This window comes from Saccharothrix stipae, assembly GCF_054781895.1.
Window position 1 is genome coordinate 25,420 of sequence record NZ_BAAGTN010000002.1, and the last position, 25,934, is coordinate 51,353.

Annotated in this window: 25 protein-coding genes; 14 read left to right on the top strand and 11 right to left on the bottom strand. The window is 72.7% G+C overall.

What is annotated here, in order from left to right:
* Positions 1 to 145 precede the first annotated feature (145 nt).
* From ACYVLT_RS03290 to ACYVLT_RS03305, 4 genes are all read right to left on the bottom strand, one after another.
* Positions 146 to 412 (bottom strand): hypothetical protein, encoded by a 267-nt coding sequence (locus ACYVLT_RS03290; RefSeq protein WP_461118579.1) that lies wholly within the window; start codon positions 410 to 412, stop codon positions 146 to 148.
* A gap of 251 nt (positions 413 to 663) precedes the next feature.
* Positions 664 to 1,365: a response regulator gene (locus ACYVLT_RS03295; protein WP_461118580.1), complete on the bottom strand. Its 702-nt coding sequence runs from the start codon at positions 1,363 to 1,365 to the stop codon at positions 664 to 666.
* Complete coding sequence (locus tag ACYVLT_RS03300) at positions 1,362 to 2,612, bottom strand: sensor histidine kinase (protein ID WP_461118581.1); 1,251 nt, start codon at positions 2,610 to 2,612, stop codon at positions 1,362 to 1,364. Before ACYVLT_RS03300 ends, ACYVLT_RS03295 begins: the two co-directional genes overlap by 4 nt.
* Positions 2,600 to 3,148: a hypothetical protein gene (locus ACYVLT_RS03305; RefSeq protein WP_461118582.1), complete on the bottom strand. Its 549-nt coding sequence runs from the start codon at positions 3,146 to 3,148 to the stop codon at positions 2,600 to 2,602. The genes ACYVLT_RS03300 and ACYVLT_RS03305 overlap by 13 nt, the downstream gene beginning before the upstream one ends.
* A 269-nt stretch (positions 3,149 to 3,417) precedes the next feature.
* Here ACYVLT_RS03305 and ACYVLT_RS03310 point away from each other — a divergent pair, with 269 nt between their 5' ends.
* The 4 genes from ACYVLT_RS03310 to ACYVLT_RS03325 are packed head-to-tail and all read left to right on the top strand — an operon-like array spanning position 3,418 to position 7,794.
* On the top strand, positions 3,418 to 4,596 hold the full coding sequence (locus ACYVLT_RS03310; protein WP_461118583.1) for a 3-deoxy-7-phosphoheptulonate synthase: 1,179 nt from the start codon (positions 3,418 to 3,420) through the stop codon (positions 4,594 to 4,596).
* A gap of 14 nt (positions 4,597 to 4,610) precedes the next feature.
* Positions 4,611 to 5,609 carry an FkbO/Hyg5 family chorismatase gene (locus ACYVLT_RS03315; RefSeq protein ID WP_461118584.1) on the top strand — a complete coding sequence of 333 codons (999 nt, stop codon included), beginning with the start codon at positions 4,611 to 4,613 and terminating at the stop codon, positions 5,607 to 5,609.
* Positions 5,610 to 5,626: 17 nt separating this feature from the next.
* Positions 5,627 to 7,246 (top strand): hypothetical protein, encoded by a 1,620-nt coding sequence (locus ACYVLT_RS03320; RefSeq protein WP_461118585.1) that lies wholly within the window; start codon positions 5,627 to 5,629, stop codon positions 7,244 to 7,246.
* Positions 7,247 to 7,302: 56 nt separating this feature from the next.
* Positions 7,303 to 7,794, top strand: coding sequence for a DoxX family protein (locus ACYVLT_RS03325; protein WP_461118586.1), 492 nt, complete (start codon positions 7,303 to 7,305; stop codon positions 7,792 to 7,794).
* Positions 7,795 to 7,873: 79 nt separating this feature from the next.
* Here ACYVLT_RS03325 and ACYVLT_RS03330 read toward each other — a convergent pair whose 3' ends face one another.
* Positions 7,874 to 8,200, bottom strand: a complete 327-nt coding sequence (locus ACYVLT_RS03330) for a DUF1540 domain-containing protein (RefSeq protein ID WP_360465313.1) — start codon at positions 8,198 to 8,200, stop codon at positions 7,874 to 7,876.
* A gap of 195 nt (positions 8,201 to 8,395) precedes the next feature.
* The gene (locus tag ACYVLT_RS03335; protein ID WP_461118587.1) at positions 8,396 to 8,854 is read right to left on the bottom strand and encodes an SRPBCC family protein; all 459 of its coding nucleotides are present in this window, start codon (positions 8,852 to 8,854) and stop codon (positions 8,396 to 8,398) included.
* A 104-nt stretch (positions 8,855 to 8,958) separates the two neighbouring features.
* On the opposite strand from ACYVLT_RS03335, the gene ACYVLT_RS03340 reads away from it, so the two are divergent.
* The 4 genes from ACYVLT_RS03340 to ACYVLT_RS03355 all read left to right on the top strand — a co-directional run bounded on the left by ACYVLT_RS03340 (position 8,959) and on the right by ACYVLT_RS03355 (position 13,825).
* Positions 8,959 to 9,849 (top strand): sigma-70 family RNA polymerase sigma factor, encoded by an 891-nt coding sequence (locus ACYVLT_RS03340; protein WP_461118588.1) that lies wholly within the window; start codon positions 8,959 to 8,961, stop codon positions 9,847 to 9,849.
* 108 nt (positions 9,850 to 9,957) lie between these two features.
* Positions 9,958 to 11,346: a glycosyl hydrolase family 18 protein gene (locus ACYVLT_RS03345; RefSeq protein WP_461118589.1), complete on the top strand. Its 1,389-nt coding sequence runs from the start codon at positions 9,958 to 9,960 to the stop codon at positions 11,344 to 11,346.
* An 88-nt stretch (positions 11,347 to 11,434) separates the two neighbouring features.
* Positions 11,435 to 12,379: a DNA polymerase domain-containing protein gene (locus ACYVLT_RS03350; protein ID WP_461118590.1), complete on the top strand. Its 945-nt coding sequence runs from the start codon at positions 11,435 to 11,437 to the stop codon at positions 12,377 to 12,379.
* A gap of 174 nt (positions 12,380 to 12,553) precedes the next feature.
* The gene (locus ACYVLT_RS03355; RefSeq protein ID WP_461118591.1) at positions 12,554 to 13,825 is read left to right on the top strand and encodes a M28 family metallopeptidase; all 1,272 of its coding nucleotides are present in this window, start codon (positions 12,554 to 12,556) and stop codon (positions 13,823 to 13,825) included.
* An 84-nt stretch (positions 13,826 to 13,909) separates the two neighbouring features.
* Here ACYVLT_RS03355 and ACYVLT_RS03360 read toward each other — a convergent pair whose 3' ends face one another.
* Positions 13,910 to 14,944 carry a helix-turn-helix transcriptional regulator gene (locus tag ACYVLT_RS03360; protein ID WP_461118592.1) on the bottom strand — a complete coding sequence of 345 codons (1,035 nt, stop codon included), beginning with the start codon at positions 14,942 to 14,944 and terminating at the stop codon, positions 13,910 to 13,912.
* Between the two features lie 162 nt (positions 14,945 to 15,106).
* Between ACYVLT_RS03360 and ACYVLT_RS03365 the strand changes: the two genes are divergently transcribed.
* Positions 15,107 to 15,613, top strand: coding sequence for an RICIN domain-containing protein (locus tag ACYVLT_RS03365; RefSeq protein ID WP_461118593.1), 507 nt, complete (start codon positions 15,107 to 15,109; stop codon positions 15,611 to 15,613).
* 75 nt (positions 15,614 to 15,688) lie between these two features.
* Here ACYVLT_RS03365 and ACYVLT_RS03370 read toward each other — a convergent pair whose 3' ends face one another.
* Positions 15,689 to 16,093, bottom strand: a complete 405-nt coding sequence (locus ACYVLT_RS03370) for a VOC family protein (RefSeq protein ID WP_461118594.1) — start codon at positions 16,091 to 16,093, stop codon at positions 15,689 to 15,691.
* Between the two features lie 133 nt (positions 16,094 to 16,226).
* Between ACYVLT_RS03370 and ACYVLT_RS03375 the strand changes: the two genes are divergently transcribed.
* The 4 genes from ACYVLT_RS03375 (at position 16,227) to ACYVLT_RS03390 (ending at position 19,994) form a co-directional block, all read left to right on the top strand.
* Positions 16,227 to 16,934, top strand: coding sequence for a TetR/AcrR family transcriptional regulator (locus ACYVLT_RS03375; RefSeq protein ID WP_461118595.1), 708 nt, complete (start codon positions 16,227 to 16,229; stop codon positions 16,932 to 16,934).
* A gap of 102 nt (positions 16,935 to 17,036) precedes the next feature.
* Complete coding sequence (locus ACYVLT_RS03380; RefSeq protein WP_461118596.1) at positions 17,037 to 17,582, top strand: PadR family transcriptional regulator; 546 nt, start codon at positions 17,037 to 17,039, stop codon at positions 17,580 to 17,582.
* A complete protein-coding gene (locus ACYVLT_RS03385; protein WP_461118597.1) occupies positions 17,579 to 19,594 on the top strand; it encodes an FAD-dependent oxidoreductase in 2,016 nt (671 codons plus the stop codon). The genes ACYVLT_RS03380 and ACYVLT_RS03385 overlap by 4 nt, the downstream gene beginning before the upstream one ends.
* Positions 19,595 to 19,607: 13 nt before the next feature.
* A complete protein-coding gene (locus tag ACYVLT_RS03390) occupies positions 19,608 to 19,994 on the top strand; it encodes a nuclear transport factor 2 family protein (protein ID WP_461118598.1) in 387 nt (128 codons plus the stop codon).
* 4 nt (positions 19,995 to 19,998) lie between these two features.
* Here the strand turns inward: ACYVLT_RS03390 and ACYVLT_RS03395 are convergent, their stop codons facing one another.
* Positions 19,999 to 20,865 carry a DUF4082 domain-containing protein gene (locus tag ACYVLT_RS03395; protein WP_461118599.1) on the bottom strand — a complete coding sequence of 289 codons (867 nt, stop codon included), beginning with the start codon at positions 20,863 to 20,865 and terminating at the stop codon, positions 19,999 to 20,001.
* A gap of 145 nt (positions 20,866 to 21,010) precedes the next feature.
* Here ACYVLT_RS03395 and ACYVLT_RS03400 point away from each other — a divergent pair, with 145 nt between their 5' ends.
* Positions 21,011 to 21,613, top strand: coding sequence for an HD domain-containing protein (locus tag ACYVLT_RS03400; RefSeq protein ID WP_461118600.1), 603 nt, complete (start codon positions 21,011 to 21,013; stop codon positions 21,611 to 21,613).
* 46 nt (positions 21,614 to 21,659) lie between these two features.
* On the opposite strand, the gene ACYVLT_RS03405 is transcribed toward ACYVLT_RS03400, so the two are convergent.
* The gene (locus tag ACYVLT_RS03405) at positions 21,660 to 24,884 is read right to left on the bottom strand and encodes a S8 family serine peptidase (RefSeq protein ID WP_461118601.1); all 3,225 of its coding nucleotides are present in this window, start codon (positions 24,882 to 24,884) and stop codon (positions 21,660 to 21,662) included.
* Positions 24,885 to 25,005: 121 nt separating this feature from the next.
* A complete protein-coding gene (locus ACYVLT_RS03410; protein WP_461118602.1) occupies positions 25,006 to 25,866 on the bottom strand; it encodes a fructosamine kinase family protein in 861 nt (286 codons plus the stop codon).
* Between the last annotated feature and the right edge of the window lie 68 nt (positions 25,867 to 25,934).

The following is a 25,934-nucleotide window of genomic DNA, read 5'->3' on the forward strand; positions in this document are numbered from 1 at the left end:
CACCCGAGTTCAACGCTCAGAACACGACCGGCTGTTCTGAGCGTTGAACTCGGGGTACGCGAACGTAGGACACGCGCGTTCTGAACGTAGGACACGCGGGTGTTGGAGGTTGGACTCTCGCGGTGTGAGCGTTGGACTCTCGCGGTCAGGTGGAGAGGGTGGTGATGCGGGCGCGGAGGGTGGTTTCAGCGGCGCGGAGTTCGCGGGCTGGGGAGCCCAGGCCCGTCATTGCCAGGCGGCGGCGTTCCAGGCGGTCGGAGCGGTAGCGGGGGAACGCGAGCTGCAACGCGCAGTCGAGCATGCCCAGGTGGTAGCGGAGGAGTTCCACGATCCGCTGCGGCGGCGGTGGCCGGTCGGTCTGCCACGCGAGGTCCGCCGCCCAGCCGCACAGCCTGCCGTACTGGGCCGCCACGGCACGGCCGCTGCGCGCGACCTCCCACGACGTGTCACCCCGGTTGGGGCACAGTCGACGATGATCGCCTCCGCCCGCTCCTGCAACGCCACGGCCTGGACCACGACCTCCAGCAACGCACCGAGTCGCACGAGTTCCGCCGTCGGGTCGAGCACCACGCTCGTCGGTCCGGCACGGCCGCGTGCCCTGCGCAGGCGTATGCGCACGACTCACGGTACCGCGCGCACCGGCGGGCCGACCCACCGCAACGATCAAGACGCCCGACCGGCCGGTGGTGGCGGGCTGCTGCCCGGCGTGACCAGGCCGCTGTGGAACGCGGCGGCGATCGCCTGGGCGCGGTCGCGCAGCCCGAGCTTCATCAGGATCCGCCCCAGGTGCGTCTTCACCGTCGCCTCGCCCACCACTAGGTGCACGGCGATCTCCGGGTTCGACAACCCGTGCGCCACGAGCACCAGCACCTCCCGCTCCCGCGCCGTCAGCTCGCCCATCTCCGCCGACGTCGGCATCTGGTTGCGCGGTCGGGCGGCGAACTCGCGGATCAGTCCTTTCGCGACGGTCGGGTCCAGCCACGCCTCGCCGGACGCCACCGTGCGCACCGCGTCGACCAGTTCCCGCGGCACCGCGTCCTTGAGCAGGAACCCGGACGCGCCCGCGCGCAACGCCGCGTACACGGCCTCGTCCACGTTGTAGGTCGTCAAGATGATGATCTTCGTGGCGTGGTCCTCGCCCGCCGGGTCGGCGTCGATGATCCGCCGGGTCGCCTCCACCCCGTCCACGCCCGGCATGCGCACGTCCATCAGCACCACGTCGGGGTGCAGCTCACCGGCCCGCGCCACGGCACCTGCGCCCTCGTCGGCCTCGGCGACGACCTCGATGTCCGGCTCGGCGGCGAGCAGCATCGCCAGACCGGCGCGCACCAACGGCTGGTCGTCCACCAGCATCACCCGGATCACCGGTGTTCCCGCACGACCTCGCCGGCCGCCGGACCGGCGACCGGGCCGGCCACCGGCAGCACGGCCGTCACCCGGAACCCGCCCGCCGACGACCGCTCCGCCTCCAACCGCCCGCCCACGATCGCGAGCCGCTCCCGCAGCCCTGCCAACCCGTGGTTGGTGGACAGCGTCCGCTCGGGCCTGCGCCCCCGACCGTCGTCCTTGACCTCCACGGTCAACTCCTCCGCCGCCCACCGCAGCCGCACGTCCGCCTCCGCACCCGTGCCGACGTGCTTGGTCACGTTGGTCAACGCCTCCTGCACGACCCGGTACGCGGCGAGGTCCACACTGGCCGCCAGCCGGCGCGGCTCCCCCTCCACCCGCGTGTGGACCCGCACCCCGGCCGCCGCGATCGTGCCGATCAGGTGCTCCACGTCGGCCAGGCCGGGTTGCGGCCGACCGGTCACGCCACCGGCCGCCTCCTCGTCGTCGCTCAGCCGCAACGCGGTGAGCATCCGGCGCAGCTCGCCCATCGCCTGCTCGCCGGCGTCCTCGATGTGGCCCAGCGCTTGCCCGACGCGCACCGGGTCGCTGTCGAGCACCCGCCGCGCGCCCGCCGCCTGGAGCACCATCACGGTCACCGCGTGCGCCACGATGTCGTGCAGTTCGCGCGCGATGCGGGTGCGTTCGCCCATCACCGCCTCGTGTGCCTCGACGCGGCGGCGGAACTCCAGGTCCTCCGCGTGCTGCCGGCTCAGCCGGGCCCATCGCCCGCCGGCCCACACGCAGCCGTACACCAGCAGGTAGAACACGAGGGTGGCGTAGGTGGCGACCATCCACGCGTCCGGCGGCCGGGACGCGGCCTCGCGCAGGCCGGCCAGCACGGCGAGTACCGCGCACGCGAGCAGCGCGCCGGCCGACATCCGCGCCTGGCCGTAGAGGGCGACGGTGAACAGGGCGACGCACGGGATCGCGGTCGGCTGGAACTCCAGCTCGCTCGTCGGCGTGACGAGCACCGCCCACACCCACACGGCCCCGAACACCACCACCGGGTGACGGCGGCGCACGAGGAGCGCCGCGAACCCGATCACGACTAGGGCGACGAAGAACCACATCCCCGCGCCCACCGGTTTGCGGCTGCTCACCGCGGAGAACAGGAACACGTCCACCGCGGCGGCCGACGCCGCCAGGGCGACGTCGACCACCGTGGCGCGGGACAACCACCGCGGCCGCCCCTCCAGGGCCACCGGCCCGGCTACTTCCGGCACGTCGGCAGGAGGTCGCACGGGTCGCCCGGCACGAGACCGTCCTCCGGCTCGTCGAACACCGGCCTGCGCTGCTCGGCTTCCACCTCGGGCACCTGCCGCAGCAGTTCCGGGGTGACGGCGTCACGCGAGCCGGCCGGGACGGCACCCAGCGACTCCAGGGCGGCCCACAGGTCGCCCTCGTGCTGCTTGAGCGCCTCCTCCAGTTGGCACTCGGTGAACTCGCCGACGTTCGGCTCGTGCCGCGAGTCGTTCGCCGTCCGGATCAGGGCGAACCGACGGCCCTTCCCGCCGGGCAGCGTGCCGATCAGCACGTGTTCGGCGACGAGCCGTTCGACCCGCCCGCCCTCGCCCAGCGGCAGCGGCAGCACCAGGAGGTCGATCCCCTCGGTCGCCTCGGCGATGCCGTCGGTCGAGAGCGGGACGAGCACGCAGGCCGGTTCGGTGAGCAGCCCGGTGGCCAGGTGGCCCTCCCCGGGCTTCTCCTCGAAACCGCGTGCCTGGACCGACACCACAAGACGCACGTTGGAACTGGACACTATTCCTCCCCTTGGTCACGCGTTCCCGCGTTCGACGCGCACCCATTTCCCGCGCGCCGCGAACAAGGGAACCACCCCCTCCCAGGGATATCGTCCACCCTGCGTCGGAGCTTGACGATCCCCCTCCCGGTTTACCTCGATCGGGCGACGCAGCACGGGAAAGCGGACCCGGTGAATCCACCCGGGGACCGACGAAATGCCCCCGCCGGATTCGGAACCATTGCCGTCGAAAGTCACTGGGGGAAAGCGGATCACCAACGGAGGTCCATGTGTCCACGGAACCCGTTCCGCGCGGTCACGCGAGGGCGTTGTCCGAATGGGAGACGGCGCACTGGAAATCACTGCCCGCCGCGCAGCAGCCGCCGTGGCCCGACCGCCGGGCGCGGGCGTTCCGCGCTCGGCTGGCGCGGCTGGCCGGTCTGGTCACGGCGGCGGAGGTGGCGGCGCTGCGCGCGGACCTGGCCGAGGTGGCGGCCGGTCGGCGGCTGGTCGTGCAGGCGGGCGACTGCGCCGAGCCGTTCGCCGAGTGCGGGCCGGCGCACGTGGCGCGCAAGGCGGCGCTGGTCGACCGGCTGGCCGAGGCGCTGGGCGAGGACCGCCCGGTGGTGCGGGTCGGCCGGTTGGCGGGGCAGTTCGCCAAGCCGCGGTCCCGGCCGACCGAGGTGGTCGACGGGGTGGAGCTGCCGGTCTACCGGGGCGACCTGGTCAACGCGCCGCAGCCGGACGCGCGGGCCCGGCGGGCGGACCCGGCGCGGCTGATCGCGGGCTACCACGCGGCGCGGACGGCGACGGAGTTCCTCCGCCGCGCGCACCGGGGGGTGCGGACCAGCCACGAGGCGCTGGTCCTGGACTACGAGCTGCCGATGGTGCGGCGGGACGAGAGGGGCGTCCCGCTGCTCACCACGACGCACTGGCCGTGGGTCGGCGACCGCACCCGTGCCGTCGACGGCGCGCACGTGAGGTTGCTGGCGTCGGTGGCGAACCCGGTGGCCTGCAAGGTCGGCCCCGGCACGGATCCGGACGAGCTGCGCGCGCTGTGCGAGCGGCTCGACCCGGAGCGCGAGCCGGGTCGGCTGACGCTGATCGCCCGCCTCGGCGCGGACCGGGTGTCCGCGCTGCTGCCGCCGCTGGTGGCCGCGGTCCGCGCGGCGGGCCACCCGGTGATCTGGCTGTGCGACCCGTTGCACGGCAACACGATCACCGGCGCCGGGGGTCGCAAGACCCGGTTGGTCGACACGGTCGTCCGCGAGGTGGCGGACTTCCTGGCGACCGTGCACGTCGCCGGCGGCGTGGCGGGCGGACTGCACCTGGAGACCACGCCGGACGAGGTCGCCGAGTGCGGTTGGGACGACTTCCCGACCGGCTCGTACACGAGTCTCTGCGACCCGCGGCTCAACCCCGGACAGGCGCTCGCCGTGATCGCGGCGTGGCGGTCGGTCCGGCTCTGAGGGGGAGAAAAACATTGCGCAACAACGTGATCGTGACGGCGCCGTGCGCGTTCCGCACGGCGGAGGACTTCGCCGACCTGGCCGGCGACAGCGTGCTGGGCGCGGTCCGCTACGCGAACCGGGCCGGTCCACCGCGCTGGGAGCACGGCCGCCCGGTCCTGCAACTGCACATGACGCGGCCGGACGAGCCCGAGCTGGTGGAGGTGTGGTCCACCGAGGGGCGACAGGTGCGGGCCGGCGAGCACAAGGGCCTGCTCTACGCGCACGACGACGAGGTGCTGTTCTGCGCCGGGTGGATCGGCCCGTCGGAGAACTGCGGCGAGGCGGCGCACGCGGCCTACCGGGCGGCGTTCGAGCTGGTCGAGCGCCTGGGCTACCGGAACGTGTTCCGGATGTGGAACGTGCTCGAAGGCATCACCGACCCCGGCGCCGACGGCACCGAGGTGTACCGGGCCTTCTGCGTCGGCCGGGGGCGGGCGTTCGATGAGCGCGGCCACGCCATGCCGGCGTCCACCGGTATCGGCGCGCTCGGCGGCGGTGTCGCGTTCTACTTCCTGGCGCACCGGTCGCACGAGGCCGTGCACCTGGAGAACCCGCTCCAGGTGCCCGCGCACGAGTACCCGGCGCGGTACGGGCCGAGGCCGCCGAGCTTCGCCCGGGCGACTTACCTGAGGCCGGCGCACGGCCGGGGCTCGCTGTACGTGTCGGGCACCGCCAGCATCCTCGACCACGCCACCGTCAGTCCCGGTGACGTGGCCCGCCAGGTCCAGGTAACGCTGGCCAACATCGCCGCCCTCATCGGCGCGGACAACCTGGCCGAGCACGGGATCGAGGGCGGTTACCGGCTCGACGACCTGCGCGCGATCAAGGTCTACGTCAAGCGCCCCGAGGACGTGCCGACCGTGCTGCGGCTGTGCCGCGACGAATTCTCCCGGCGCGCGGACCTCGCCGTCTTCACCGTCGACGTCTGCCGCCCGGACCTGCTGGTCGAGATCGAAGGGATGACACCGTGAACCGAGAGGAACAACCCATGCCCGACACGTCGTCGGTGTTGGCCGACCCGCCCGCCGTCCGGATCCTGATGGTCACCGACGGCACGGCGAGCTTCGACCGGGCCGACTTCGGCCTGGCCGCGCTCGTGGACGTGCTGCTGACGCCGCCCGGGCCGTGGGTCAGGTTCGAGGTGACCAGGGCGCACCGCGAGGACAACCTGCCCGCGCTGTCCGCCGACATCACGGACTTCCGGTTCGACGGGCACGACCTGGCGCAGTACGACCAGATCTGGTTGTTCGGCGTGGCCAGGGCGCCGCGGCCGCCGTTGGCGGAGACCGAGCTCAGGGCGATCGCGGAGTTCATGGACGGCGGTGGCGGCGTGTTCGCCACCGGCGACCACGAGGACCTGGGCGTGTCGATGTGCGGCGGCGTGCCGCGGGTGCGGAGCATGCGCAAGTGGCACTGGCCGGACCCCGGCCCGAACGGCGAGCCGGTCGCGCCGTCGATCGACGGCCCGGACCGCAACGACACGCTGTCCGAGGGCCACGACCCGTTGTTCCAGCTCAACGACCAGTCCGACGACATCCCGCAGGTCATCACGCCCCGGATGTACGCCACGTCGGACTCGCCGAAGTGGGCGCACCGGGCCTTCCCGCACCCGCTGCTGTGCGGGCCGCGCGGCACGATCCGCGTGCTGCCCGACCACCCGCACGAGGGCGAGTGCTACGTCCCGGACGACCTGACCCGGTCGTTCACCTTCGACGGGTACGAGACGACCGAGTACCCGGCGGGTCTGGCGCCGGAGGTCGTGGCGTGGTCCACGCTCAACGCCCGGGCCGCGGAGCTGGACCCGCGCAAGGGCCGGCTGAACGCGGGCACGTTCGGGGCGATCGGCGCCTACGACGGGCACCAGGTCGGCGTGGGCCGGGTGGCGGTGGACGCCACGTGGCACCACTTCTTCAACGTCAACCTGGTCGGCGACCCCACGGTGCCGGAGGACCCCATCAAGAGCGTCGGGTTCGCCGCGTCGGAGGCGGGCCGGGCCGCGTACGAGGAGATCAAGGCCTACTTCCGCAACATCGCGGTGTGGTTGGCCCGGCCGGCCACCCAGGAGGCCATGTGGTGGCGCGCGGCGTTGGCCACGCGGTGGCACCACCAGGTGGCGATGGACATCCGGCCCGCCCTGGTGGGCGCTCCGGAGAACCTGGACCTGGCGGAGCTGCTGAGGATCGGCGCGGACGCCCGCGAGGTGCTGGCGGCCACCGTCACCAGGGCGGACACGTTGCAGTGGGCCGGTCGGTACGGCGTGGGCGCGGTCGACGCGGGCCTGTGGGAGACCGTCCGGCCGCACCTGGACCCGTGGCAGCCGCGGGCCGGTGCGGAGCAGGCGGGCCACCTGCCGAACCTGGTCACGTCGATGTTGCCGGAACTGGTGCTGGACGCGGTGCTCGGCGCGGTCGTGTACGCGGTGGCCGCGGCGTTCCCGGAGCCGACCCGGGAGGCCCGCGACCGGGCGGCCGACGTCGACTGGGCCGCGACGGTGCGCCCGCACCTGGACCGGGCGCTCGACGTGGTCGCCGAGCAGGTGGCCCGCACCGACGAGCGGCTGCGGTCGCTGGGCGACACGCTCACCGCCGCGCGGCGTTCCGGAGCCTGATCCGGCACCTGACCCGAAGGCCGTGCGCCGACGGGATCGACTAGGGGGGATGACCGATGAGCAGGGAATTGACCAGCCCACCGGAGGCCGACCACGCAGCGCACACCGGGTCGCGTGCGACGTGGTCCGGCACGGCGTCGCGTGCGGTGGACGTCGTGCTGGACCTGGGTGTCCCGCTGCTGCGGGTCGCGTTGGGGGTGGTGTTCGTGTGGTTCGGCGTGCTCAAGGTCGCGGGCACGTCGCCGGTGGCCGAGCTCGTCGCCGACACGGTGCCGTTCCTGCCCGCGTCCTGGTTCGTGCCCGCAGTGGGCGTGTTCGAGGTGCTGGCGGGCATGGCGCTGATCGTGGCGGTCGCGGTGCGGCCGGTCGGGGCGCTCGTGGCGCTGCACCTGCTCGGCACGTTCCTCGTGCTGGTGGTGCAGCCGGAGGTGGCGTTCCGGCACGGCAACCCGTTGCTGCTCAGCACCACAGGCGAGTTCGTGTTGAAGAACCTGGTGCTGCTCGCCGCGGCGCTCGTGGTGGCACGACACCACCGCGGACGGCGCTGAGACGCCGTGCGCGGGCCGCCGGTCGGTCAGCTCTGAGGGGTGCTGACCGACCGGCGGTCGCTGCCCGTGCCGGGCGTGCTCAGGAGACCGTCGGGGTCGCGGCGTTGCGCTCCGGGGTGTAGGTGAGGCAGTTGGCGGCGTGGTCGCCCTGGCCAGGTCCGACCCGCACGCCGGACGCGGTGCACTCCAACTCCCGGTTGTAGGTGCAGTCGGTGCGCGAGCACGCGCCGACCTGCGCGACGACCTTGGGCAGGCCGCCCTTGCGGGCGAGGGGGATGAACGTTCCGCAGTCGGCGGCGCCGTTGACACCGCTCACGGTGATCGCGAAAGCGTGACAACCATCGTGGTTGTACGAACAACCCGTCACCGTGCACTCGTTGACGGCCGGCATTTCCGTGGTGGTCATGACCGCTCCTCTGGGCAGCAGTTTTCTACCCAGGACGGTGCCACCGACCACCGGACCCCGCAACACGAAATCATTAAGGGGAGCCTAACCTAAAAGCAGGAAAACGATTCGGATCAACGACCGGAAATGTCTTTTCCCGGATTGCCCGGCGATCACGCCCAGGGTGTCCGGGGTGATGCCCGACCGTCCAGGGCGTCACCGCTCGGCGGCGGACTTCAACCGGGCCAGGGTGCGCTCGATGTTGCGCTGGTTCCAGGAATCCCGGTCACGCACACCGGTCGCCGGCACGGTCAGCGGCCGGAACCACGCCGGGCGCCGGTCCCACGTGCTCTCCGTGACGCGGCAGCCGGTCGCGGTCGGCTCGATGTCGTACTGCCAGCGCGACACCGGCAACCCGAGCGAGCGGACCTCGAACGCGAACCGGGTCGGTCCCGCGTCGGTCACGGTGGACACCGTGCGCCAGACCCTGGGTCCACGCCGGTTCGCCCCGACGAAGCGCGCACCCACCGCGGGCCCGACCGCCGGCGCCAGCCACCGACCGCCCGAGTACTCCTCGGCCAGGTCCGCCAGCCCTCGCAGATCGCTCACCAGGGCGTACACCCGGTCGGCGGTGGCCTCGACGTCGACGTGCGCCCGCGCGTTCGGTTCGGTCACGACCGGAACCTAGCCGATCAAGCTACCCGCCGGTAGCCCGTCTCCGGGCAGCGAGCCCGTCACCTTTCCCGCCCCCGGTTCGTCCACCCGGCAGGAGGGGATGGATGCACGAACGACTGGCGGAACGATTCGAGGCGCACCGCCCGCACCTGCGCGCGGTGGCCCACCGGATGCTGGGCTCGCTGCCCGAGGCCGAGGACGCGGTCCAGGAGACCTGGTTGCGGCTGTGCCGGGTCGACGCCGGCGAGGTCGACAACCTCGCCGCCTGGCTGCGCACCGTCGTCTCCCGCGTCTGCCTGGACGTGCTGCGCCACCGCCGCGCCCGCCGCGAGGACGCCCTCGACCAGGTGCCCGACACCGCCGCCGACGACGACCCCGAGGCCGAGGCCGTGCTGGTCGACTCGGTCGGGCGCGCCCTGCTCGTCGTCCTCGACGCCCTCGGGCCCGCCGAACGCGTCGCCTTCGTCCTGCACGACGCGTTCGCCGTGCCGTTCGACCGCATCGCGCCGATCGTCGGCCGCAGCACCGCGACCACCAAGAAACTCGCCAGCCGCGCCCGGCACAAGGTCCGCGGCGCCGCCCTCCCCGACGCCGAGCCCACCCGCGACCGGCACGTCGTGGACGCGTTCCTGGCCGCCGCACGCGCGGGCGACTTCGACGCCCTGATCGCCGTGCTCGACCCCGACGTGGTCCGCCGCGCCGACCCCGCCACCGTCCCACCCGGCACGGCCCCCGAGGTCCGCGGCGCCCACGCGGTCGCCGCCGAGACCGTCGTCCTCGCCGCGAACGCACGCCACGCCGAACCGGCCATGATCAACGGACGCGTGGGCATCGTCGTCGCACCGCGCGGACGGCTCCGGCTGGCCCTCACCGTCACCGTGCGGGACGACCGCATCGCCGCCTACGAGGTCATCGCCGACCCCGTCAGGCTGCGACAACTCGCCATCACGGTGCCCGCCGACTTTTATCGTGACTTGAATCAAGTTCGCCAGTAAGGTCGGCCCCGGCTGCCGAAACACCCCCGACGCGTCCACGACCGCCCGGACCCGCCGCCATCCGCGCGCGAGCGACACCTCGGGAATCCCTGCGAAAGGACCACGTCCATGCAGTCCCCCGCACGACCGAGGCGCGCATCGACGAGGTGGGGCGCCGCGGGCCTCGCCCTCGCCACCACCGCCGCCGGCCTCGCGGTCGCCATCGCCACCGCACCGGCGGCACAGGCCACCGTCCTGCCCAACGGCTTCAAGAGCGTCGGCTACCTGCCGTCCTGGGCCGGCAGCGTCAACTCCGTGCAGTACACCAAGCTCACCCACATCAACTACGCGTTCGCCCTGCCCAACCCGAACGGCACGCTCCAGGCCATCCCCGACCCGGGCAAGCTCTCCTCCCTGGTCACCCTGGCCCACAACAACGGCGTGCGCGTCTCGCTCGCCATCGGCGGCTGGAACGACGGCAACGACTCCGCGTTCGAGGCGCTGGCGGGCAACGCCACCAGCCGCACCACGTTCGTCAACGCGGTCGTCAACGCGGTCGACCAGTACCACCTCGACGGCGTCGACATCGACTGGGAGTACCCCGACCCCGGCACGTCGGCGAACAACTTCACCGCCCTCATGGGACAGCTCAGCACCGCCATGCACAGCCGCGGCAAGCTCCTCACCGCGGCCGTCGTCTCCGGCGGCGGCACCGCCGAAGGCGTCCAGACCGCCGTGTTCGGCCAGGTCGACTGGCTCAACATCATGGCCTACGACGGCGGCAGCCCCCACGCCAACCACGACTGGTCCATCGGCACGGTCAACTACTGGAAGTCCCGCGGCCTGCCCGCCGCCAAGGCCGTGCTCGGCGTGCCGTTCTACAGCCGGCCCAACTACTACACCTACGCGCAACTGGTCGCCATGGACCCGGCCAACGCCAACCGCGACTGCGTCACCGTGAGCGGCGTGCAGCAGTGCTACAACGGCGTCCCCACGATCAAGCGCAAGACCCAGTGGGCGGTGGCCAACGCGGGCGGCGTGATGAACTGGGAACTGTCTCAGGACACCACCGGCAGCACCTCCCTGCTCAGCGCCATCTACGACACCGTCATGGGCGGCACCACCCCGCCCGGCCGAACCGGCCCCGTCACCGGCATCGCGGGCAAGTGCGTCGACGTGGCGAGCGCGTCCTCGGCCAACGGCACCGCGATCCAGCTGTGGACCTGCAACGGCACCACCGCGCAGAGCTGGACCGTCGGCGGTGACGGCACGCTGCGCGCGCTCGGCAAGTGCATGGACGTGACCAGCGCCGGCACCGCCAACGGCACCGTCGTGCAGCTGTGGGACTGCAACGGCACCGGCGCGCAGAAGTGGCAGGCCGGCTCCGACGGCACGCTGCGCAACCCCGCCTCGGGCCGCTGCCTCGACGCCACCGGCCCCAGCTCGGCCGACGGCACCCGGCTCCAGATCTGGGACTGCTCCGCCGCCACCAACCAGGTGTGGCGACTCCCCGCCTGAGCGCCCGACCGGGACACGGGCCCGCTCCCTTGTGGAGCGGACCCGTGTCCCGCTTGCCTGCGGCACCACCACGAGGAAGGGTGGTGCGATGGGTGAAGAGCGCGACGGCGTGGCGTTGACCAACCTCGACCAGCCGCTGTTCGACGGCGCCGACGCGACCAAGGGCGACCTGGTCGACTACCTCGACGCGGTGCGGGACCGGATCATCCCCGGCCTGGCCGGTCGACCGCTGTCGGTGGTGCGGGTGCGACCCGGCCAGGAACCGTTCACCCAGAAGAACCTGCCCAAGTACACGCCGTCCTGGGTGCCGTCGGTGTCCCTGTGGGCCGAGACCTCCAAGCGCGAGATCCGGTACGCGATGTGCGAGGACCGGCGCACGCTGCTGTGGTTCGCCAACCAACGGGCGGTCGAGTACCACGTCACGTTGGCGCACGCCGGCGCGTTCGACCGGCCCACCCACCTCGTGCTCGACCTCGACCCGCCGGAGGGCGCGGGGTTCGACGTGGTCGTGGCGGCGGCGAAGCTGGTGCGGCGGGCGTTGGCCGACGACGGGCTGACCGGCGTGCTGAAGACCAGCGGTGCCAAGGGCGTGCACGTGTTCGTGCCGGTCGAGGGCGCCGACCACGACGTGGCCGCCGCGACCCGGGCGTTGGCGGCGCGGGCCGAACGGCTGGACCCGGACCTGGCGACGACGGCGTTCATCAAGGACGACCGCGGCGGGCGGGTGTTCCTCGACTCCACCCGCGCGTACGGCGCGACCGTCGCCGCCGCGTACAGCCCGCGGATCCGGCCCGGCGCCACCGTGTCGTTCCCGGTGGACTGGGACGACCTGGACGCGGTGACCCCCGCCGACTTCACCGTCCGGACCGCCGCGGCGCTGCTCGGCGACGGCGACCCGTGGAACTCCCGGATGCCCGCGCCGCAGCGGTTGCCGGACGACCTGGTCGCCGAGGGGCACACCATCCCGGTGGCCCGTGTCCAGGCGATGCACGAGGGCAAGCGGCGGGCCCGCGCCCAGCGCGCCGAACAGTGATTTTCGGTCAACACTGAAGTTATCGAGCGGACAGAGCGGACAGAACTGTCCGCTCTGCGTCCGAACGTGCCACGACGAAAGTCGCTACCGCGGTGGTGTCGCAGCCCGCACGCTCGTGCGTGGCTTTCCCTACACCCTGCGGAGGCAGCCATGTCCTTGCGAAGGACGACACCCGTGGCGAGCGCCCTGTTGCTCGCCGCGGCCCTGCTCAGCCCGCCCGTCGCCACCGCGACGCCGGTGGCGACCCTGGCCGTGCCCGACATCTCGGCGGCCAACGTCCAGGCGCACCTGAACGACCTCCAGGCGATCGCCAACAACAACGGCGGCAACCGGGCGCACGGCCGGCCCGGCTACCTGGCGTCGGTCAACCACGTCAAGGCGAAGCTGGACGCGGCCGGCTACCAGACGTCCGTGCAGCAGTTCACCAGCAGCGGCGCGACCGGCTACAACCTCATCGCGGACTGGCCGGGCGGCGACCCGAACGACGTGCTGATGCTCGGCGGCCACCTCGACAGCGTCAGCGCCGGCCCGGGCATCAACGACAACGGCACCGGCTCGGCGGGCCTGCTGGAGGTCGCGCTGACCGTGGCGCGGCAGGGCCTGGCGCCGCGCAAGCACATCCGGTTCGGCTGGTGGGGCGCGGAGGAGCTGGGCCTGATCGGCTCCACCTACTACGTGAACAACCTGCCCACGACCGAGCGCTCGAAGGTCAAGGCGTACCTGAACTTCGACATGATCGGCTCGCCGAACGCGGGCTACTTCGTCTACAGCGCCTCGGGTCAGCCGACCGGGTCGTTGCAGTTGCAGCAGACGTTGCAGGCGGGCTTCAGCGTGCCGACCGAGCTGACGTCGGTGGGCGGGCGGTCCGACCACGCCGCGTTCGCGCGGGCGGGCATCCCCATCGGCGGCACGTTCACCGGCGCCGAGGTCACCAAGACCGCGGCGCAGGCGCAGAAGTGGGGCGGCACGGCGGGCGTCGCCTTCGACCGCTGCTACCACCGCTCGTGCGACACGACGGCGAACGTCGACGTCACCGCGTTGGACCGCAACAGCGACGCCATCGCCTACGCCCTGTGGACGCTGGCCGGCGCGGGCACCCCGCCGGGGCCGCGCTTCGAGAACCCGGCCGACGTGACCATCCCCGACCTGACCACGGTGGAGAGCCCGATCACGGTGTCCGGGGTGGCGGGCAACGCGCCGTCGGCGTTGGCGGTGGGCGTGGACATCACCCACACCTACCGGGGTGACCTGGTCATCGACCTGATCGCGCCGGACGGCTCGGCGTACCGGGTGAAGACCTCCAGCAACGACAGCGCGGACAACGTGGTCACCACGTACACGGTGAACGCGTCCTCGGAGGTCGCCAACGGCACGTGGAAGCTGCGCGTGCAGGACGTCGCGTCCGCGGACACCGGCCGGATCAACGGCTGGTCCTTGCAGTTCTGATCCTGCTCGGGCCACGCGGCGGCGGAGGTTCCTGCGCCTGCGCCGCCGCGTTCGGCCACGACCGGCGGACCGCCTCCGGCACGGTCAGTTGAGCGCGGCGATGAGCTCGTCGCGGCCCTGGGCGCCGGTCTTGCGGAAGATCGCCTTCAGGTGGGCGTTGACCGTGTGCACCGACAGGTCGAGCCTGCGGGCGATGTGCTTGGGCGCCGCACCCGCGTGCAACTGCTCCACCACCTGGCGTTCACGGGCCGTGATGCCGTACCAGGAGCAGAAGGACGGGAGCAGCTGCGCGGCCGTGGCCGCCTGGATGACGACCGCCACGTCGCCCGCACCGTCGGCGTCCAGCCGCTCCGCCTGGCACGCGATCCACCGCCCGTAGCTCGCCGCCGGGCCCAGCACCAGCGGCGCGCCCGCCGGGGTGCGGGCCAGGGCGGACATCCCGGCGAAGAAGGACCGGCCGGTCCACTCCGGAGCGCGCAGCCGGTTCTCCAGCCGCTCCCGCCAGGCGAGCGCCGCCGGCGTGGCCGCGGTGATCTCGTGGTCCGGGCCGAGGACGATCACGCCCGGCGGCGGGCTCGCCGTGGCGGGCACCAGCGGGCCCGCGGTCACGTACCGGCGGAGGAACGCCACCAGCGCCGGTCCGAGTCGCGCCGCGTTGCCGAGGTCCTCGTCGCTGAACGGCCGGGCGCCGCGCGCCCGGATCAGGCCGAGCGTCCCCCACACGCCGCGGGCGTCCCGCAACAGCAGCCGCAGTTCGCCGGCGACGCCGTGATCGGCGAACATGCGCCGCACCGCGCGGTGCCGCGAGCCTTCGCCCGTGCCCGCCACCACGTCGACCGGCACCGGTCGCCGGGCCAGGTCCTCGCGCAGGCACGGGTCCCGGCCCGTGTGGCAACCGCGCAGCAGGTCCCGGGCGAAGTCCGCTTCGTAGCCGTGCCAGAAGCTGAACGACGCCGGGCCGAACCCGGTCGCCGGTCCCAGGCCCGTCAAGCGCGCCCCGTCGTGCGGCACCACGGACGCGACGGCCCGTGAGAGTTCCGCGCCGGACTCGGCCCAGCTCACACCCTGTCCGGTCACCGCGGTCAACTGGCGCAGCAACCGCTCCCCCGAACGGTCCACACCGCGCAGTGTGAGCCGTTCGCGACCACGCCGCAACGCGGCGCTCGCCCGCCCGGCATCCCCAAGTTTCGGGATACCCGCCGACCCGCCACCCGGCGGAGGGTTCAGCTCAGGTCGCGTGGCAGCGCGGACCTGCGCACAGAGGTTCACGGGGAGGTAACCATGATCCGGTCCGGTTCGAAAAGGCTTCTCACGGGTGTGGCCGCCGCGGTGCTGGCGGTCAGCGGCGTCGTCGCCGTGTCGGCCTCGGCGGGCACCGCACCGCAGTCCCGGTCCGAGCAGGCGGAGGCCGGTTTCCAGATCGTGTCGAGGATGAACGGGTTGTGCCTCGAAGTCCGGAACGGCAACAGGGGCAACGGCGGCGCCGTGGCCATGTGGACCTGCACCGGTGGTGACAACCAGAGGTGGGAGAGCAACGGCAGCGAGTACCGCAACGTGGTCAGCGGCAAGTGCCTCGACGTCAACGACGGCAACGGCGGCACCGGAGCGGGCCTCAACCAGTGGGACTGCCTGGCCAACCCGCCGCAGCAGTGGCGGTTCAACGGCAGCGAGCTGCGGAACGCGAACAACAACTGCCTGACGATCCCCGCCGGCAACCGGGGCAACGGCGCCGCCGTCGTGATGTGGGCCTGCGTCGGCGCGGCCGACCAGCAGTGGCAGATCGGCTGACGCCCGCCGGCTGATCACCCGGCCCGCTCGTCGGGCTCGGGTGATCAGCCGGTCGTCCGCGTCCCGACCGGGGGCTCAGCCCTGCGCCGCGGCCTCGTCCATCCAGAACAGGTTCCAGATGTGGCCGTCGAGGTCCTCGAAGCTGCGGCCGTACATGAAGCCGTGGTCCTCCGGCTCCCGGACGAACCCGCCGCCCGCGGCCAGCGCCTTGTCTGCCACCTCGTCGACCTGCTCGCGGCTGTCGAGGGACAGCGCCACGATCGCCTCCGTGGTCGTGCGCGCGTCGGCGATCTCCCTGGTGGTGAACGTCTTGAAGAACGGCTCGGTCACCAGCATCGCGTAGACGGTGTCGCTGAACACGACGCAGGACGCGTTCTCGTCGGTGAACGCCGGGTTGTGCGCGAAGCCGAGCGCGGCGAAGAACTCGATCGACTTGGCCAGGTCGCCCACGGGCAGGTTGACGAAGATCTTGACAGACATGGTCGAAAGCCCCCATTTGGCACGGTCGGACACCGCTGTGTCCTCTGGATACTTGTGTGTCCGCCGGACACTGCGTGTACGATAGACACAGATCGACAACGCGAGCAACCCCCGGTTTCGGAAGCGAGAGTGGATGGCGAGCGAGGATCAGGGCGCGGGTCTGCTGTGGGGTTCGCGAGAACCCGCACGTCCACCCAGGCTCGCGCTCACGGTCGACCGCATCGCCGCCGCCGCGATCGAGGTGGCCGATGCGCAGGGCATGGCGTCGGTGTCCATGCAGCAGGTCGCGGCCGGGTTGGACGTCACGAAGATGGCGCTGTACCGGCACGTGGCGAGCAAGGCCGAGCTGGTCGCGGTGATGATCGAGTCGGCCGTCGGCGAGCCGCCGGACCTGCGCGCGGTGCCGGGCGGGTGGCGGCCGAGGCTGGTCAGGTGGGCCGACCTGATGCGGGAGACCTGGCAGCGCCACCCGTGGCTGCCGGCCGCGACCACGGGCGAGCGGATGACCGGGCCGCGCGAGGTGGGGTGGACGGAGGCCGCCGTGGCCGCGCTGGACGACACCGGCCTCGACGGCGGTGAGCGGATGGACGCGGTGTTCCTGCTCAGCGGGCACATCCGCAACACGCGGTCGGCGACGAGCGCGGGCACCCAGCCGTGGACGGAGAGCAAGCACCTGCGGTCGGTCCTGCACGAGCACCGCGACCGCTTCCCGGCGCTGCACGAGGCGGCGCGGTCGATCGACGGCGCGCCGCGCGACAACGGCTGGGAGTTCGGCCTGACCCGGATCCTGGACGGGCTGGAAGTGCTGATCGAGGCGCGCCGCCGGAGCGCGACGAGCTGACCGCGACCCGGTTCGGCGGTGCCCGACCGCCGAACCCGCCCACTCACGCGCACCTATGCAACTAGTTGCACTGCACCCCGTTGCACAGCTACGGTCCCCGCCATGGCGTTGGAGCACGCGATCCTGGTGTCGCTGGACGAGCGCTCGGGCTCGGGCTACGAACTGGCCCAGCGGTTCGAGAAGTCCATCGGCTTCTTCTGGGCGGCCACCCACCAGCAGATCTACCGCACCCTCAAGCGGATGGTGGAGCTGGGCTGGGTGTCGTGCCACGAGGTCGTCCAGGACGGCCGGCCGGACAAGAAGGTCTACGAGGTCGCCGACGCGGGCCGCGCGGAGCTCGCCCGCTGGCTGGCCTCCCCCGGCGAACCGGAGACCATCCGGCACGAGCTGTCGGTGAAGGTCCGCGGCGCGTCGCTCGGCGACCCCGCGGCCGTGCTCGACGAGGTCGCCCGGCACCGCGACCTGCACGCCGAGCGCCACGACGTCTACCTGGCCATCGAGAAGAAGGACTTCCCCGACCCCTCCGCCCTGTCCGGTCGGCGGCTGCACCAGTACCTGGTGCTGCGCGGCGGCATCCGGGCCGAGCACGCGCTGGTCGAGTGGTGCGACGAGGTGCTGGCCGCGATGCGAGAGGACGACCGGCGATGACCGGGTACCCCACCCTGCTCAAGCCCCTGGACCTGGGCTTCACGACACTGCGCAACCGGGTGCTCATGGGCTCGATGCACACCGGCAACGAGGACCGCGCCAAGGACTTCGACGCGCTCGCCGCCTACTTCGCCGAACGGGCGCGCGGCGGCGTCGGCCTCATCGTCACCGGCGGCTTCTCACCCAACCGGGCGGGCTGGCTCTACCCGTTCTCGTCCAAGCTCACCACGCACCGCGAGGCGCGGGACCACCGCGTCATCACGCAGGCGGTGCACGAGCACGACGGCAAGATCGCCCTCCAGCTCCTGCACGCGGGCCGCTACGCCTACCACCCGTTGAGCGTGTCCGCGTCCGCGCTCAAGGCGCCGATCAGCAAGTTCCGCCCACGTGCGCTGTCGGACCGGGGCGTGCGGGCGCAGGTCGACGCGTTCGCCCGGGCCACGGTGCTGGCCCGCGAGGCGGGTTACGACGGCGTCGAGATCATGGGTTCCGAGGGCTACTTCATCAACCAGTTCCTCGCGCCGCGCACCAACAAGCGCACCGACCGCTGGGGCGGCAGCCCGGAGAACCGGCGGCGCATCGCGGTCGAGATCGTGCGCCGGTGCCGTGCGGCGGCCGGACCGGACTTCGTCATCGTCTACCGGCTGTCGATGATCGACCTGGTCGAGGACGGCCAGACGTGGGACGAGGTGGTCGCGCTCGGCCAGGAGGTCGAGGCGGCCGGCGCGACGATCATCAACACCGGCATCGGCTGGCACGAGGCACGCGTGCCGACGATCGTCACGTCGGTGCCGCGCGCGGCGTTCACGAACGTCACCGCCAAGCTGCGCCCGCACGTGGGCATCCCGGTGGTGACCTCGAACCGGATCAACATGCCCGAGGTCGCCGAGGAGGTGCTGGCGCGCGGTGACGCGGACATGGTGTCGATGGCGCGGCCGTTCCTGGCCGACCCGGACTGGGTGCGCAAGGCCGAGACCGGCCGTGCCGACGAGATCAACACGTGCATCGCGTGCAACCAGGCCTGCCTGGACCACACGTTCGCGCTGAAGAAGGCGTCCTGCATGGTCAACCCGCGTGCGGGCAACGAGACCACGCTGCGACTGCTGCCGACCCGCCGGGTCAAGCGGGTGGCGGTGGTCGGCGCGGGTCCGGCCGGGCTGGCGGCGGCGACCGCGCTGGCCGAACGCGGGCACGAGGTGGAGCTGTTCGAGGCCGACGACGACATCGGCGGCCAGTTCGCCATCGCCCGCCGCATCCCGGGCAAGGAGGAGTTCGCCGAGACGATCCGCTACTACCGGCGGCGGGTCGAGCTGACCGGGGTGAAGCTGCACCTGGGCGCCCGGGTCACGGCGGACGACGTGGCCGACTTCGACGAGGTCGTGATCGCCACCGGCGTCGCACCGCGTGTGCCCGCCATCCCCGGCGTGGAGCGCGCGCTGTCCTACGTGGACGTGGTCCGCCACGGCGCGCCCGTGGGCGACCGGGTCGCGGTGATCGGCGCGGGCGGGATCGGGGTGGACGTCACCGAGTTCCTCACCCACGCCTCCTCCCCCGCCCTCGACGTGGACGAGTGGCGGGCCGAGTGGGGCGTCACCGACCCCGAGCGGGTGCGCGGCGGGATCACCGAGCCGAAGCCCGCCGAACCCGCACGGCAGGTGTACCTGTTGCAGCGCAAGACGTCGCGGATCGGCAAGGGCCTGGGCAAGACCACCGGCTGGGTGCACCGGGCGGCGCTGGCCGCGAAGGGCGTCGAGCAGCTGACCGGGGTGAACTACGAGCGGATCGACGACGCGGGCCTGCACATCACGTTCGGGCCGAAGCGGGAACGGCCGCAGGTGCTCGACGTGGACACCGTGGTGGTGTGCGCGGGTCAGGAGTCGGTGCGCGACCTGGTCGACGAGCTGACCGGACGCGGCGTCGTCACGCACGTCATCGGCGGCGCGGACGTGGCCGCGGAGCTCGACGCCAAGCGCGCCATCGACCAGGGCACGCGACTCGCGGCCACGATCTGACCAGGAGGCACGGATGAACGCGGCACTGCGGTTCCAGGCGGCCGTCGAGGCGGGCGACATCGTCGGCGCGACGGAGTTCTTCAGCGACGACATCAGGTTCCACAGCCCGGTGAAGTTCCAGCCGTTCGAGGGAATCGACACCGTGCGCGCCCTGTTCAGGGTGCTCCAGCGGACGTTCGAGGACTTCCGGTACGTGGGCCGGTACGACGGGCCGGACGGCCACGTCCTGCACTTCCGCACCGTGGTGGGCGGCAAGCAGGTCGAGGGCATCGACCTGGTCGAGCTGGACGACGACGGCCGGATCGGCACGTTCACCGTGATGATCCGGCCCCAGTCGGCGCTGACCGCGGTCGGCGAGGCGATCTGGGCGGGCCTCGTCGCCGACGGTGTCGTGTCGTGACGACCTACTCGTAGAACGTCGGGCTGACCCAGTAGTTGCTGTCGTGCCACGTCTCGGTCGGGAAGCCGCCGCCGACGCCGTAGCGGTACACACCGGCGCCGGACACACCGTTGTGCGGCGCGATGAACGGCGCGGAGACCACGGTCCCGGTGTAGTAGTACTCCGTGGACCGGTAGCCGCCTTCCGGGGTGTAGTAGGACACGACGTAGTCGACGCCGGGCTGCACCGCAACGGCCTGGTTGAACCCGACGATCTGCCACGTGACCGGGTCGCCCCGGCCGGTCTGCTCCGCGAGCAGCGTCCCGTCGCCCCGCCACAGGTGGACGACGACCGGCCCCTGGTACGCGCCGCGCTTGAGGTAGATCCCGGTCACCCGGCCCGGGCGGTCGAAGCGGATCCGCGTGCCGACCTCCACCGGGTCCGGGTCCGGGTCGTAGCCGCCGCGCCAGGCGAACGAGTCGAGGATGCACAGGCACCCCACCCGGACCAGCGGCGCGGGCACGCCGACGTGGATGAGCAGGTCCGGGGAGGACACCTTGCCGACGTCGGTCTCGGTGTGCGCCCGCGCCCCGGTGACGTGGATGCCGGGCTCGGTCGGGGTGAACAGGTAGCGCCACTCGGTCGTGCCCTCGGCGTCGTGCCACGTCTCACCGTTGTCGGTGGTGACCTCGACGCGCGTGATGGGGGTCGTCCACGTGCCCTGGACGTCGCCGGTGATCAGCAGCGGGATGCCGACCTCGGCCTGCGGGGTCGAGCTGGGCAACAGGACGCGGGCCCGGAAATCGTCCTCGGCCGCCTGCGCGGGCGCCGTGCCGGCGAGGACCACCGCGACCGCGGTGAGCACCCCCACGAGCCCGGTTGATCGGAACATGGGTTCTCCTGGTCGATCACGAGCGCGGTGCGGGACATCGGCGATCTCCCCTGCCACAAGGGCAATCGCCCGCTGCGGGCCGGGCGCTACACGCGCGCTTCGGGGTTCCCGCACCCGCGGCGCCCGCCGGCCTACGCTCGCCGACGTGGACTTCATCTTCGCCCGGCCCGATTCGAAGGCCGCCGCGGCCGCGCTCGACGTGTGCCACGAGTACGCCGAGCCCTGGTTGCTGAACCACTCGTTGCGCGCCTACTCGTGGGCCGTCGCGTACGCGGCCGACGTGGACATCGCCCACGACGGCGAGCTGCTGTACGTCGCCGCGCTCCTGCACGACCTCGCGCTCACCGCGCCGTTCGACAGCCACACGCTGCCGTTCGAGGAGGCGGGCGGGCACGTGGCGTGGGTGTTCGCGGCCGGCGCCGGGTGGGGCCGGGCGCGGCGCGACCGGCTGGCCGAGGTCATCGTGCTGCACATGCGCGACGACGTCTCCGCCGAGGACGACCCGGAGAGCCACCTGTTGCAGGTCGCGGTGAGCGCCGACGTGTCGGGACGCGGGCTCGACCGGTTCACCGAGCAGGTCAAGGACGACGTGGTGACCCGGTACCCGCGCCTCGGGTTCGCCGACGCGTTCCTGCTCCGGGCCGAGGACCAGGCCGAGCGCAAACCCGACTGCGCGATCGCCGGGCTGGTGCGCGACGGCTGGGCGCAGCGGGTGTCGGGCAACCCGTTGGACGCGCCCGGCCGGTGACCGGGCGCGTCCGACGGTAATCCCTTCAGCGGCTCATCTCAGCGGCTCACCGCAGCCCGTAGGCCCGGATGATGGTCTGGTCGACCGCGTTGCCCGCGGCGTCGCGCGCCTGGGCCTTGAGCGAGACGAACTTCGCGCCGGCCGGGTGGACCACCGCCGCGAGCCAGCGCTGCCCGACCTTGACCAGGGGCGCGGGCCGCCACGTCCTGCCGTCGTCGAACGAGACCTGCACCGCGGGCTTGGCCACACCCCGGGCGTCGGTCTCGCCGTTGCGCTGCACGTACACCGGGAACGCGAACGGCCGCCCGGCCGCCGCGCGGTTCTCGGCGTCCAACGACGGCGCGAACCGCACCGCGAGCAGCGGCAGGGCGGCCGGCTCCTGGCCGGCCACGTGCTCCGAGGTGAACGACCAGTCCGCCACCACCCGCGTGGACAGCTCGGCCACGCCGGACCGCTCGGCCTCGGTGTGCAGCTGGTAGGTGCCCCTGCCCGCGGGCACGACGCCCGACACGGACCCGTCGTAGGGCGACTCGGCGAGCAGCACGCCGTCGCGGTGCAGCGTGGTCCGGCCCGCCGTGACCTCCGAGAACCCGTAGTGGTTCGAGTCCTGGTCGGTGAACATCGGCACCGAGACCACGACCTCGTCACCGCGTCGCCCGGCCCACTCGGAGGCCCAGCTCGGGGTCGGGAACGCCGGTCCGAACACGGCGGCGTTCCACTTCTCGGTCACCGGGCGACCCGCGGTGAACCGGCGCGGCTGCGCGGTCGCCTGCGAGCTCTGCGGCGGGAACGCCTGCGGTTCCGGCAGCTGGAGGAAGTCGCCGTACCAGTCGTGGCCCGGGGAGTAGTACTCGGCGACCTCCAGCGGCAGCGGACCGCCCGCCATCTGGTCGCGGAACCCCGTCGTCCCCGGTCCGGCCGAGGCCACCAGCGACGTGACCTTGGCCAGGTCTCGGCGGTGGAACGACCGGTCGAGCCGGTCGGGCACCGCGCCGTCGTGCTCCCAGGCGACCGAGTACTGGTAGGGGCTGCCGACGTAGGTGCCGTTGCCGTCGGGCTTGGCCAGCCGCCCGGCCACGCTGAAGCTCGCCGCGCCGGGCGCGGAGGTCTTCGACGGCACGAACAGCACGCCGCCCGGCCGGAACCCGATGAAGCCGGTGCCGGTCTCGCCCCAGGAGGCCGTGCGGCGGAAGTACACCTCGGTGTAGCCGGCCTCGGCTCCCCGCTCGTCCACCGACAGCGCGATCGGCTTGCCCGCGCGGGCGTCGAACACGACCTCGGTGGGGCCGGTGACGGTGAAGCTGGGCTCCAGCACCTGGGTCAGCTGCCTGGTCTGGATGGTCTGGATGAATGCGTCGGCGTAGAACGTGCCCTTGGGCACCCGTGCGACGACCGTGCCGGACGGGTCGTGGTGCACGTACGCCTTGCGGTGGTCCATGTCGACCAGCCGGTAGAAGTAGTCCGGCGTGGGCGCGCCGGTGTGGTCGAGGAAGGTGAACTTCACCTCGTAGCTCTCGACCTCCTTGGTCACCGCGATCGGCGTGCGCAACGGCGTGGCACCGCCCGTGGCCACGACGGCACCGCTGTACCGGCCGTCCGGCGAGTCCAGCGAGGTGTCGACGGTGACGGCGACGGACGCCTCGCCGCCCGGCGGCACGGTGACCGACGACGGCGACACCGCGACCATGCCCGCGGGCACGGGGTTGCCGTCCGGGTCGCGCAGGTCGGCGGTCGGCGCCAGGGTGACCGGGGTGGCGCCGGTGTTGCGGTAGGCGACCTTCGCCTCGATCGGCTGGTCGTCGTCGTGCGGCCACTCGGCCAGGCCCAGGCTCAGCGAGGCGGGTTCGGCCGCCAGCGACTGCGTCACGGCCGCGGCCACGTCGACCCGGCCCGCGCCCTGCTCGTCCGCGGTCAGGTCGGCGTGGGGCCGCGCACTCGCCATGAGCGCGCGCTTGATCTGGCCAGCGGTCCAGTCCGGGTGCTGAGCGGCCAGGATCGCGGCCGCGCCAGCCACGTGCGGCGCGGCCATCGACGTGCCGGACAGCGCGACGTGCGCGTCGCCGACCGGGCTGCCGATGCGGCCGTTCGCCGCCTTGGCCGCGACGATGCCCACGCCCGGCGCGGTGATGTCCGGCTTGATCGCGTCGTCGAACCAGCGCGGTCCGCGCGAGGAGAACTCGGCCAGCCGGTCCTCCCGGTCCACCGCGCCCACGGTGAGCGCGGAATCCGCCGCCGCCGGGCTGCCGATGGTCTGCTCGCTCGGCCCGCTGTTGCCCGCCGAGACGACGAACAACGCGCCGCTGCTCGCGGTGAGCCGGTCGACGGCCTGCGACATCGGGTCGGTGCCGTCGGTGCGCATCGACGCGCCGAGGCTCATGTTGACCACGTCCGCGCCCGCCGCCACGGCCCACTCCATGCCCGCGATGATGTCGGACTCGTAACCGCCGCCGTAGTCGCCGAGCACCTTGCCGTTGAGCACCGCGCTGTCCGGCGCCACGCCCTGGTACCGGCCGGAGCCGGTGATGGTGGCGGCGACGTGCGTGCCGTGGCCGACGCGGTCGTCGGTGTCAGGGCTGTCGCTGAAGTTGCGGGACTCCACGACCGCGCCCACGAGGTCCGGGTGCGTCGGGTCGATGCCGGTGTCGAGCACCGCGACCTTCGCGCCGGCGCCGGTGTGCCCGGCCTGCCACGCGTTCGGCGCGCCGATCTGCGGGACGCTGCGGTCGAGGGTGGCCCGGACCGGACCGTCCAGCCACACCTCGTGCACGCCCGAGGCCCGCGCGCCCGCCCAGAACGCGGTGTCCTTCGGCGCCCGCACCGCGTACCCGCCGATGCTGGGCAACGGCTGCCCGGCCACCGCCGGGCCGGACGACGTCACGATCAGCGGCGTGACGCGGGTCGACCGGTCGTCGTAGCCCGCCCGGATCAGGCCGGTGACGTCGAACAGCCGCTCGTCCAACCGGCCGGACCGCAGGTCCGCCAGCACGTCGGTCGGCCGCACGTGCAGGTCGCCGTGCTCGTCGAGCTGCTGCACGAACTGCACGTCGGCACGTCCGTGGCCGGGGCGCACGTCGGCGCGGCCCGCGCGGACGGTGACGACGTCGCCGGTCACCAGGGTGATCGTGCCCTCCGGTAACGCGCCTGCCTGCCGCCCACCGTCCGGTCGTGGCGGCTCGGCGCCCGACGGGACGCTCGCGGCGGTCATCACCACCGCCGTGACCAGCCCCAACGCCAGTGGTGCCCGTGTTCTGCGGAACATTCTGCGGGACATGTGGAACTCCCCTCGCCGTGGCGGTACCTCACCGACCGCCACTGCCCTCCGGAAGTAAGACACCTCGGAGAGCTACCGCGTTGCTTCGGGGACGCGTATTCGGGACGCGAGTCCCGGACGATCACGTGCGGCGGAACGGGTGGAGCACCTCGCGGAGGTGGTCGAGCGCGCCCCACCGGTCGCCCTCGTGCGCCAAGGTGCTGAGCACCTCCCGGAGGAACACCACGGGCATCCGGTCGCGCCAGTCGCGGTCCAGTGGTCGCACCTCGTGGTAGGCGTCGAAGAACCGGGCGGGTGAGTCGGCGCCGCAGAACATCATGCTGAGGTCCACGTCGGGCCACGTCCACGACACCGCCGGGTCGATGAACACCGGCTCGCCCGCCGCCGTGGCCACCACGTTGTTGTGCCACAGGTCCCCGTGGGTCAACGCGGGCGGTGCGGCCGGCACGATCTCCGGGAGCCGCGCGCACAGCCGTTCCAGCGCGGCCCGGTCGTCCGCCGTCAGCACGGCGTCGGCCTTCGGCTCCTCGACGTAGCGCAGCAGCCGGTGCTCGATGAAGAACGCGTGCCCGTCGTCGTGCCACGCGTTGTGCTGCGGCAGCACGCCCAGCCAGCCGTCGTGCTCCCAGCCGAACCGCGGGCCGCGCACGTCGTGCAGCGCGGCGATCGCCCGTCCGGCGCTCTCCCAGAACGCGTCGGTCTCGCGCGGCAGCGGTGTCAACGCCTCCAGCAGCAGCCAGTCCTCGCCGACGTCGAGCACGTCGGGCGTGCGCAGGCCGTGTTCGCGCAGCACCGCCAGCCCTTCGGCCTCGATCTCGAACAACGACCGCGGCGCGTTCTCGGCCGTCTTGAGCACGACCTCGCGGTCGGCGCCGCGGATCAGCCACACCGCGTTGACCACGCCACCGGTCAACCGGACGACCTCGGCGTCCGCGCCCAGCCGGGCCAGCAGCTGCTCGGCCGAAACTCCTTGCGCGGTCAAGGTTCCCCCCTCATTCCGCTGTCCGGCCGACGCCGGCGGGACGCGGTCGAGACTACCGTTCGGATCGA